Genomic DNA, 10,623 nt, shown 5'->3' on the forward strand with positions numbered 1-10,623 from the left:
ACAAACCTTGTTCTTACTTACTATTTCTATTATACCAGACTTTTACTCCGGGTTAAAACCCGCGCGTCGTTATTCATCCAGCCGTTAAAACAGGCTGGCTAACTTCCTCCCGACGCTTTTTAGGTTTTGATTGGTTGAGTTAGAAAAATTGCTTTGCTTTTGGTTTAAGATTGGTTCCATTTTTTTTCTTTCCGTAATACCAACAAGAATTACTTCTGCAATTTCCACCTACCATTCTGATCTTTCCGGAAACTACCGACAAGAATTACTTCTTAATCTTTTGACATTACTACATTTTGACTTGATGAGGGGAGAAGTCGGAATTGCTAAAGTCACACAGCATTCAAACAAATATTACTTTTAACTTTTGACTTTTTGCCTTTTGACTAAATTTTCTTCTGCCTTCTAATACACCTTCCCTTCATTAACCACAATAAATAAAAACCTTCTCCTTCTAAATCTCCTCTCATCTCCCCCTTTTCTCTGTTCCCTTACTCAAAACCGAGAAATATTCAACTGCCGTAACATTACCATTTTCTTCTGATGATGCTCCTGCATCCGCTGCAATACATCACACAAAAATTGCATTGCCTTATCAATATAAAGCCCCTTATTCAACATCACACATTCTGCTCGACTACCCATTGCTGCATCCGTAACCTCTGCGCGAGAAGCCATACCACCCTTTGCTAAAGACTCCAAAACCTGAGTTGCCCAAATCACAGGTACATGAGCAGCTTCACATAACCACAAAATTTCTTCCTGCACTTCCGACAAACGTTCAAACCCAACTTCCACACCCAAGTCACCCCGCGCCACCATTACTACTATCCGTGGATGACGTAAAGCAGTTAATAATAATTTGGGCAGTTGTTTAAAAGCTTTTTGATTCTCAATTTTCAGAATAATTCCTAATTCCCCAGCATTGAGTTTTTCCAACTCCCCAATTAACTGCTCAATATCAGTGGGATGCTGTACAAATGAAATTGCCACCATATCCCCATTTTTGGCAACAAATTCTAAATCTTGCAAATCTTTTTGTGTCAATGCTGGTAACTTCAAGTCTGTATCTGGCAAGTTAATACCCTTTTCACTCTTGAGTTTAGCTTTACCCTCCCTCGCAGAAGTAATTTCTACCTGAAATTCCTCTAATTCTACATGGCAAATAACTCCAGCAATAACCCCATCATCAAAGAAAACTCTTTCCGCAATTCGCACATCTCGGAAAACTTCTGGCATATCACATCCCACTATTGCAGGTTTATTTTTACTAGATGGTTTACCGAGAATTTCGCCTTGTTTTACTACCAAAGTATCTCCTTGGGAAAGGGAAAAATGTTTACCTTCAATTTTGCCAGTTCTTAATTTTGGACCTGCCAAGTCTAAGGAAATGCGACACGACTTCCCTAAATCTGTTTCTGCTTGGCGCAAATTTTGAATCATTTTTGTCCATACTTCGCGGTTGTCATGAGCACAGTTAATGCGCATGATATTCATATCTTTGGCTAATAATTTGTGAATTATCTGAGGATCATCAGCAGCTTCACTAGGCATTGTCACCATGATACGAGCATTTCTAAGTTCTGGTTTAGGTCCTAATATCTCCAGAGTATGTTCTGTCAGAATGGCATTTCCCAATTCGTGAGTTATAGATAATTCTGCTTGTAGTTCTGTTGGGATAGAACGATGATCTATTCTATGGAGTGCTTCTAAAACTGCATGAAGTGAGGCCATAACATGAGCTTCCATCCGACCCAGGGAACTTAACCCCAAGATACTAAGGTCATATTATAAGTCTCGGATATCATGGCGACGTACTGCTAGATAATGAATTAGGTTTTGGGCACTTTTCCGGTTATTAGGATAAATTTTTTCTAGGTTTTCAGCTTCTTGTAGTTCAAGGGCGATCGCTTCTGACCATATTTGTTTTAACGCTTGTAGAGACCGCTCAATTCTTTCTATACGAATAGTAGAAGCATCCTGTTGAGGTATTTCTAGTTTCATCTTTTTATATAAAATTCTCTATACCTCCCTTATATCAAAATCTACTCGTGAGATTCTCTCCCCAAAGTTAAGTTTGTTTGAAATTAAGATAGATATATATAACATAGATAGATAGGGCTTGCTGATTAAATCTAAAAGACTTTATATGTAAATGCTAAGCGCGTTTTTTGTGCGAAAAAAGTGCCAGCTTTTTTCGCCCTATAGCTCATGCAGGTGAGGATTTTGAGCATACAAGGGCATAAAAATTGAGTTTTTTTGTCTGAGATGGAAAAGCAGTGGGTAGAAAATGTATTGCGTGGTAATTGATATTTGTTGGGTTTGGTTTCCTCAAGTCTACCTATAAATAATAATTGGCTACGTTTGTATTCTTCCAGATACCACAAAATTGCCAATCTATCAATCAGTCAAAAAATCAGGAGAGAAAAATTAGTCATTCATCCTAGAGAAATTTAGAGTATTTGCTTTTAAAAATAACCAAATAATCAGTATTTGCAGCTTCAAAATTACTTCAAGCAGTAACTATCCTTTGGATTATTTCTAAGAATATACCATCATACAACCGAGAGCAAGGGCTAAAAATATTGAAATTTCGTTAACTGCATCAGACAAATTTTCTGCTTTTTTGTCATCAAGTCCTGACAAACTTAAAAATTTTTAAACTGAAAGACTAAAACTGAAACAATAACTTATTTGTCTGAGGCACAAAAGCAGTGGGTAAAAAATTTGTTGAGTGGTAATTGATATTTTGGCGTTGGTGAATCAAGCGATGAAATCTAAATTTGTCAAATATAAAATGCTTTTAAATTAGGAGTTAGGTAATCGCTATTTCCAGAAAAATCATAGCCAAAATCACCAACGCCGATATTTTTTTTGTTTTGCTCCGAAAGTATTACTTAAAACTGAGGCTCAATTTCTTTTCTCTTTTTGAAAATTATTTCAGCTTCCTTTTATCCTGTTTTTGTTATCATTAGCCAAGCTATATCACCAATATTAGGTTCTCTAGGAAGCTTATCCCATTCTGTTTCAATGGGATTAATAATACTGTCAATATATTGATTCCATATTTGATCTTTCAAATTCTTTTCATCAATATATTCAAACATTCCAATTTGTATAAAACCAGTCTCCAGTATTTCTCGAACTGCTTGAATAGCCATTAATAGGATTTCTTTTGGGCTTGATTGTGAGAACTTCTCGTTAAGACGATTAATGATTTGCCATATACCTACATAATCTTCTCTTCCTTCAACAATAAAATCATCCCAAAATTCATATTTCATAATTTATAAACCTCATTCAAAGTGCTTTAAAGATAGTCTGGTAAGCTAGTATTTACTCTAAAATTTTGGTTAATATTTAACTAATCATCTGTGAGCCTATCTATGGTGAAATAACTATCTTGTTCATCTTTGAAAAGAAGTTAAACATCCTGTTTTTGTCGCCAATTATCTGCTTTGAAAACTTCTATAAATCTATATCTAAAAAGTTAAATTATCCACCATAAACACAAGCTTGCATCGCTTTTTACCCACTACTTAGATACTCTGAAAAATTATCGATGGTTCCTTTACCATTCTTTTCCAGCCAAGCAAGAATTAATATTAATTAGTGCCGGTGAAATGTCAATTATTTCAAAACTTTAATCTATATCTAAAAAGTTAAATTATCCACCATAAACACAAGCTTGCATCGCTTTTCCTCAAATACTTAGATACTCTGAAAAATTATCGATGGTTCCTTTACCATTCTTTTCCAGCCAAGAATTAATATTAATTAGTACCGGTGAAATATCAATAATTTCAAAATTTTTATCGAATTATTCCTCAAGAGAGAAAATGAGAATTACATCAGTTACCCAACTCATATAAAATACCTCCGTGTTATCTTATTGATAGATTATATTCAGAAAAATTGATTTCTTTTGAAAATTTCTTACCTAGTCTCCCCTAAATATTTTCCTCCCTCTCTTCTACAACTTCACAAATCTGCTTATCCACATAATCATCATCCACATTTCTAGTAATTAATTCTGCCAAAATTCCTAAAGATATTAACTGTACAGACAGAATAATACATAAGATTCCAAATAAAAATAAAGGGCGAGTACCTATAGGTCGAATTTCCATAAACCAAAGTACAATTAAATAACCTAAAGATGTCATTCCTATCGCACCAAAAAATAATCCTAAACTCCCAAACAAATGACCTGGTTTATGCAAATAATGAGTAGTTGCTAAAACAGTTAATAAATCAATAAATCCACGGGTATAACGCTCCAATCCATATTTAGATTTTCCCTGTTTTCGCCGATGATGTCTGACAGTTACTTCAGTAATTTTAAATCCTAAACTATGAGCTAATACGGGAATATATCGATGTAGTTCTCCATATACTTTAATACATTCTAATACTTCTTTTTTATAAGCTTTTAAGCCACAGTTAAAGTCATGTAATTTTACTCCAGTTAAAATTGATGTAACTCTATTAAATAATTTCGAGGGTAATGTTTTAGAAAGAGGGTCGTTACGATGTTTTCGCCATCCAGAAACTAAATCATATCCTGACTCTAACTTTTCCAAAAATTTAGGTATTTCCGCTGGATCATCTTGTAAGTCTGCGTCTAAAGTAAAAATAATATTTCCTCTAGCTTTTTTAAATCCAGCAGATAAGGCAGAAGATTTCCCAAAGTTTCTTCTTAATCTAATTCCTTTGATTTTATGGGAATTTTTTTTGATTAATTCATTAATCTCTATCCAAGAGCGATCGCTACTCCCATCATCAACAAAAATTATTTCATAACTATTAATTTCGGCTAAATTCATTACATCCAAAATTCTCTCAAACAAGGGTTTGATTGTAGCTTCTTCGTTATAAACTGGAATCACAAAACTGAGGTATGTACTTTTCAATGTTCAATTCTAATTATCAAAACTATATTGATTGGTTCAAGTTATCCAATCTTGACAATTTTTCAATTTAACATAAACTAGCCTAAGATTAATCACTAATCTATTTCCTAATCATACTAAGTCCGGTGTGCAAAAGAATCACTATTGATGAATGTAAGGTACTTATGCTAAAGGATTAGAGAGGAATTTGAAGACTTTTGATAACCGGATTTGGTATCAACTAAAATATCAAAAATTCAAACTATATTTATTGGTTAAAGCTATTCAATTTTGACTACTTTTCCATTTCAGATAATCTCTGAAAATCTCCAGCTCTGACTCTTGAATCTTGTCGGAATTTTTGACTTTTGAATGGATGAGTTTTCAGTTGGATATATCTGACTTATCAAAAATATTTTGGTTAGTTAGAGCTATTCAATTTTGACGATTTTTCCATTTCAGATAATCTCTGAAAATCTCCAGCTCTGACTCTTGAATCTTGTCGGAATTTTTGATTTTTGAATGGATGAGTTTTCAGTTGGATATATCTGACTTATCAAAAATATTTTGGTTAGTTAGAGCTATTGAATTTTGACTACTTTTAGATTCTTGACGATTTTTCCATTTCAGATAATCTCTGAAAATCTCCAGCTCTGACTCTTGAATCTTTTCTAGATTTTTGACTTTTGAATGGATGAGTTTTCAATTGGATATATCTGACTTATCAAAAATATTTTGGTTAGTTAGAGCTATTGAATTTTGACGATTTTTCCATTTCAGATAATCTCTGAAAATCTCCAGCTCTGACTCTTGAATCTTGTCGGAATTTTTGACTTTTGAATGGATGAGTTTTCAGTTGGATATAGACGAATTTTCCATTTGACATAATCTCTGAAAATTTCCGGCTTTGACTTTTAAATATTTTCTGAATTTATAACCAGGGAATGGATGAGTTTTCAGACGAATTTTCCATTTGACATAATCTCTGAAAATTTCCGGCTTTGACTCTTAAATATTTTCTGAATTTTTGACTTGGTAATGAATAACTTTTCAGTTTGGATATATCCGACTTTTCAAAAATATGTTGATTGGTTAAAGCTATCCAATCTTGACGATTTTTCAATTTCACATAAGCTGTTAAAATCTCTTGCTTTGACTCTTGAATATTTTCTGAATTTTTGACTTTTGAGTGTCTTGAATGTGTCTTACATTCTGAGTTATCAGGAGAATTACACACTCGCTTTTGACTTTTAACTTCGATATATCCTTTCCAACCTGAAAATTCATATTCTGCTCCTAATAATTCTGCTACATCAGCACGAGGAAAACCTGACATCCCAAAACCTTTAACTACATTTTCTTGATTCAAAATAACAATACATTTAACTTCAAAAATCTCTTCATTTTTAACTTTTGAGTGTCTTGAGTGTGTCTTACATTCTGAGGTATCCTCAGAATTACACACTCGCTTTTGACTTTTAACTTGACTAACCCATCCATTTACTCTAGCTGTAGTTGGAGAAAATTTAGTCACAGTATCAAAATATCCCTGCAAGTTTTCTGGGAGTTTTGCAGTTAATAAATTAGAGTTAATTTTTTTATCTAAATTAGCGCAAAAATTATCTTGTTTTATATCTCGATGAAAAGGTACTAAACCATCAGCTTTTAAAGCATCCACTAACCCTAAAAAAGCAGCAGGTCGGTTACCTACTTTTTCTTGAATTAAAGTCGGATCGGAAATGCCAATTTGTAACGATAATGCTACTAAAGGTTGAAAAGTTGCCCGATGAGCAATTTCTCTAAAAGTTTCTGTACCGACTCGATACATTAATATAGTTAAAACTGTCAAAACTGCCACTAATGGCATAACAAAATACCATTGTTTTCTCAGAGTAATTTGCTGTTTTTCTAACCGTAAAAAAATCAAGATAATTAGACTTAACCAAAATAGGGAAGGTAAAGTAGCATAACGAGAAGCGATCGCTTGTTCTGCTCCAAACCCAGAACGACTAACAGCAGCCATTAAAGCAGTGCCAAAACTATAAATTATTATTGATAACCAGGGCAACCAATCTTGAGGATAAATTATAAATAACCAATAAATTAAAAATATTCCTGCTAAAATTAATCCTACCCAACCTATTGCTGAAGCGACGGGAATATTATGAGTAAAAATTGCTCCTAAATAAACGGGAATGTAGGCAACTATATCAATAAAATTCAGTTTAGATAATGATGGATGATGAGAGGGTGTTGTGTAAGTTAGGAAATAAATGCCTATTACTAAAACAGAAAAAAATAGATAAGAGATAGTAAATTTTTTTGGCAATTTATACAGAATAGCAATTGCACATAATATCGGCCAAATTCCCAAAGCTGTACTATAACTAATACATCCTAAAATTCCCAATATTATACTGGCAATAGCAAATCTATTTTGTTGAGATTCTAGTAATTTTTTTACACAAAAGATTGAAGCAATAACAAATAAATTAGCAATTACCCAATGTACTCCACTATATCCGCGCATCCAGTTATGAGCAGCAGCAGGGGTAAAGTTAAAAACTGAGATGAATAAAATTAATAATAAAAGTATAGGACGATATTTTTTGAGAGTATTAGCTACTAATGCAATTAACAAAATTCCCTGAGCAACAGCTAGGAAAAATGTAGCCAGACACAACCCAATATTGGAACCTTTAGTAACAAGAATATTTAGGGCGTAAATTATGGCAGGAATTAAGACAAAATGTTCATTTGCTCGAAACATCCAGTCAAAAATATTAGTGGAAAATCCATCTATAGAATAGATATTTTTAATCATCCACCAATAATCGAAATTTAGTAGTTCCCCAGCTTTCAATATCATAAAAAGTACATAGAAAGCAGGGAGTAAAATTGCAATGGTCGTGAGAATTAGAAAAGTAACTTCTGAATTTTTTTTGACTAACATAAACGGCAGTGCAAGATACAAATTTTGAGATGGATGTATAGATTAAATTTTTCCCTTGTTTTTTCAATAGACATCTCCGATAATCAAAAATCAAATCAATTATCGGGTATAAATCATCAATTATTTCTCCCTATTCCCTACTCCCTACTCCCTCTTTTCCAGAGAGGTCTAATATTTACTCCTTTTTTCCTAGATAACTAAATTCTTCTTCCCTCTTCCTTCTTCCTTTTTCCTTCCCTTCTAAAGAAATTTTAAGATCGTCTCAATTAAAGTTTTCGGTTCCTTTTGGAAAAACATATGACCGCCCGGAAATTCATGTAAGTCAAAAGAAGCAAGAGTATGCTGACTCCATTCAAATAATTCTTCTTGGTTAACTTCACCATCATTTTTACCTCTGAAAGTAACTATGGGGCATTCAAAAGGAGGTTCACCAGAGTCAATATATGTTTCGTGGAGAGTCAGGTCTGCTCGTAAAATGGGTAAAAATAATTCCATTAGGTCTCGGTTTTGCAACACTGCTTCTGGAGTACCAGCATAATCACGAAATTTAGACATTAAAACCTGGTCTGACTTTTGATGAACCGGATTATCAATGGGAACGTGAGGAGCGTAACGACCAGAAATAAATAGACATTTAGGAGTTGGGAGTTTTTCCATTCGGAGTTGACAAGCTACTTCAAAACAAATGGCGGCGCCAAGACTATGCCCGAAAAATACAAAGGGATATTCTATAATTAGGGGTTTTAATGCTTGAATCAATCGAGGTAAGAGAGCTTCCCATTTTGTAATTAGGGGTTCTTTAATTCGAGTTTCTCTTCCTGGTAGTTGTATGACACAGACCTCTATATTAGAAGGCAAGTATTTTTCCCAGAGACGAAACAAGGAAGCACCAGAGGCAGAAGGGTGAAAACAGAATAAACGTAAAGTCGGTTGAGAAATCGGTTGAAATATTTTTATCCAAGGAGAGGGAGTAATAGTGGTATTCATTGGCAAATTTATTAGCTCTAAATTGGTATAATAAAAAATCTGGCTGTTAATGAGTAAAAAAAATATAGACTTTATTTGATTCTCATTCCTTAGATGGTTAGATATACATTTTTTCTAAGTTCTTGAATTGTCTTATTTTTAAGAAGAAGTAATTGTTAATTGTTAATTTTTCAACTGCAACCTAACACTCAATACCCTACAGAAATTTTAAGATTGCCTCAATTAAAGTTTTCGGTTCCTTTTGGAAAAACATATGACCGCCCGGAAATTCATGTAAGGCAAAGTTACTAATAGTATGTTGTTCCCATCCAGATAACTGTTGCAAGCTAACTGCTACATCATTTGTACCTCTAAAAGCAACAATAGGAGATTCTAAGGGTGCTTCAGGAAAATACATATATTTTTCATTGATTGTAAAGTCAGCTCGCAAAATAGGTAAAAAAAATTCCATGAGGTCTTGGTTTTGCAAGACTGCTTCAGGGGTACCACCGTATTCTCGCAATGTCGAAATTAAAGTCGGGTTAGATGCTTGATAAAGTGGTTTATCAATAGGAATCTGAGGAGCGCGACGACCAGAGACAAACATATACTTAGGAATAGGAAGTTTTTCCCTGCGTAGTTTATGAACTACTTCAAAACTTATTAATGCACCGAGACTATGGCCAAAAAATGCAAAGGGATATTCTTCAATTAAAGGTAACAAAGCTTGAGTCAGGGTAGGTAATAGATAATCCCATTCAGTAATCAGAGGTTCTTTAATCCGAGTTTCTCTACCTGGTAGTTGTATGGCGCAGACCTCTATATTAGAAGGCAAGTATTTTCCCCAGAGGCGAAACAAGGAAGCACCTGCAGCAGAAGGATGAAAACAAAATAAACGTAGGGTCGGTTGAGAAATTGGTTGAAATATTTTTATCCAAGGAGAGGGAGTAATAGTGGGACTCATTGGCAAATTTATTAGCTACAAATTGGTATAATAAAAAAATCTGACTGTTGACGAGTAAGTTTTTCAATACTTACCCCACCCATGGGTTTCAAATAGAAAAACTATAACGTTATAGTTTTTGCTTACTAGACTTCTTGAATAAGTCAGTCTAGGGAACCAAAAGCAGGGAACAAAGGAAGAAATTTCCAGGAAAAATTTACCCAAAAAGATTGAATTTTTACTTTTGCAAGAGGTCTACTATATATAGTCTGTTTGAGTGAGTCTTGTGTTTATCAATCTCTGGAAAATATTTTGATCTAGGGAGGGCGACAGGTGGTTTGATTATTTGATTCATCAACAAATTTATCAGAATCCGAAAAACAAAAAAAGCCGATCCTTAATTGCTCAAAGCAGCTAACTGCTTTAACATTTGTTTCAAACTATCTCGCCAGTATGGGGAATGACTTCCCAAGACTTTTGAAATTTTCCCACTATTCAAAACTGAAAAAGCAGGTCGTTTTGCTGGAGTTGGATATTCGGCAGTAGTAATGGGAACTACTCGTTTTACCTCTAAAGGAAAACCCAGTTGTTTGGCTTCCTCAAAAATAGTCATGGCAAAATCGTACCAACTAATAGCTCCACTATTTGTATAGTGATAAGTTCCATAAGTTTCCGAATTAAGATGAGGAATAATTTGAGCGATCGCCTCTGCTAAGTCTCCTGTCCAAGTTGGGCAACCGACCTGATCGTAGACAACTCTCAATTCTTCTGTGTCTTTACCCACCCGCAACATGGTTTTGACAAAGTTACCTTTTCCATAAGCTCCATAAACCCAAGCTGTTCTAATAATAATATGATTAGCTTCTGTT

8 protein-coding genes are annotated in these 10,623 nt (G+C 34.0%); all 8 read right to left on the reverse strand.

Annotation, left to right across the window (positions count from 1 at the left end; translation table 11 throughout):
- Positions 1–495: 495 nt before the first annotated feature.
- The gene (locus tag F6K22_RS18000) at positions 496–1,734 is read right to left on the reverse strand and encodes a pyruvate kinase (RefSeq protein ID WP_293100595.1); all 1,239 of its coding nucleotides are present in this window, start codon (positions 1,732–1,734) and stop codon (positions 496–498) included.
- Between the two features lie 54 nt (positions 1,735–1,788).
- Complete coding sequence (locus F6K22_RS18005; protein ID WP_293100598.1) at positions 1,789–2,004, reverse strand: hypothetical protein; 216 nt, start codon at positions 2,002–2,004, stop codon at positions 1,789–1,791.
- Positions 2,005–2,951: 947 nt separating this feature from the next.
- On the reverse strand, positions 2,952–3,284 hold the full coding sequence (locus F6K22_RS18010) for a hypothetical protein (protein WP_293100600.1): 333 nt from the start codon (positions 3,282–3,284) through the stop codon (positions 2,952–2,954).
- A 666-nt stretch (positions 3,285–3,950) separates the two neighbouring features.
- Positions 3,951–4,913, reverse strand: coding sequence for a glycosyltransferase family 2 protein (locus F6K22_RS18015; RefSeq protein ID WP_293100603.1), 963 nt, complete (start codon positions 4,911–4,913; stop codon positions 3,951–3,953).
- Positions 4,914–5,823: 910 nt separating this feature from the next.
- On the reverse strand, positions 5,824–7,761 hold the full coding sequence (locus F6K22_RS18020) for a hypothetical protein (RefSeq protein ID WP_293100606.1): 1,938 nt from the start codon (positions 7,759–7,761) through the stop codon (positions 5,824–5,826).
- A gap of 324 nt (positions 7,762–8,085) precedes the next feature.
- Positions 8,086–8,832, reverse strand: coding sequence for a thioesterase II family protein (locus tag F6K22_RS18025; protein WP_293100611.1), 747 nt, complete (start codon positions 8,830–8,832; stop codon positions 8,086–8,088).
- 196 nt (positions 8,833–9,028) lie between these two features.
- Positions 9,029–9,775: a thioesterase II family protein gene (locus tag F6K22_RS18030; RefSeq protein WP_293100614.1), complete on the reverse strand. Its 747-nt coding sequence runs from the start codon at positions 9,773–9,775 to the stop codon at positions 9,029–9,031.
- A 376-nt stretch (positions 9,776–10,151) separates the two neighbouring features.
- Positions 10,152–10,623: SDR family oxidoreductase (locus tag F6K22_RS18035; protein WP_293100609.1), on the reverse strand; the 472-nt coding region annotated here is incomplete at its 5' end.

It is taken from the genome of Okeania sp. SIO2F4 (assembly GCF_010672385.1).
GTDB lineage: Bacteria > Cyanobacteriota > Cyanobacteriia > Cyanobacteriales > Microcoleaceae > Trichodesmium.

Bases quoted from the DNA above. Each gene is read 5' to 3' on its own strand.
- F6K22_RS18000 (WP_293100595.1), bottom strand. From the start codon at position 1,734: ATGGCCTCACTTCATGCAGTTTTAGAAGCACTCCATAGAATAGATCAT.
- F6K22_RS18005 (WP_293100598.1), bottom strand. From the start codon at position 2,004: ATGAAACTAGAAATACCTCAACAGGATGCTTCTACTATTCGTATAGAA.
- F6K22_RS18010 (WP_293100600.1), bottom strand. From the start codon at position 3,284: ATGAAATATGAATTTTGGGATGATTTTATTGTTGAAGGAAGAGAAGAT.
- F6K22_RS18020 (WP_293100606.1), bottom strand. From the start codon at position 7,761: ATGATATTGAAAGCTGGGGAACTACTAAATTTCGATTATTGGTGGATG.
- F6K22_RS18025 (WP_293100611.1), bottom strand. From the start codon at position 8,832: ATGAATACCACTATTACTCCCTCTCCTTGGATAAAAATATTTCAACCG.
- F6K22_RS18030 (WP_293100614.1), bottom strand. From the start codon at position 9,775: ATGAGTCCCACTATTACTCCCTCTCCTTGGATAAAAATATTTCAACCA.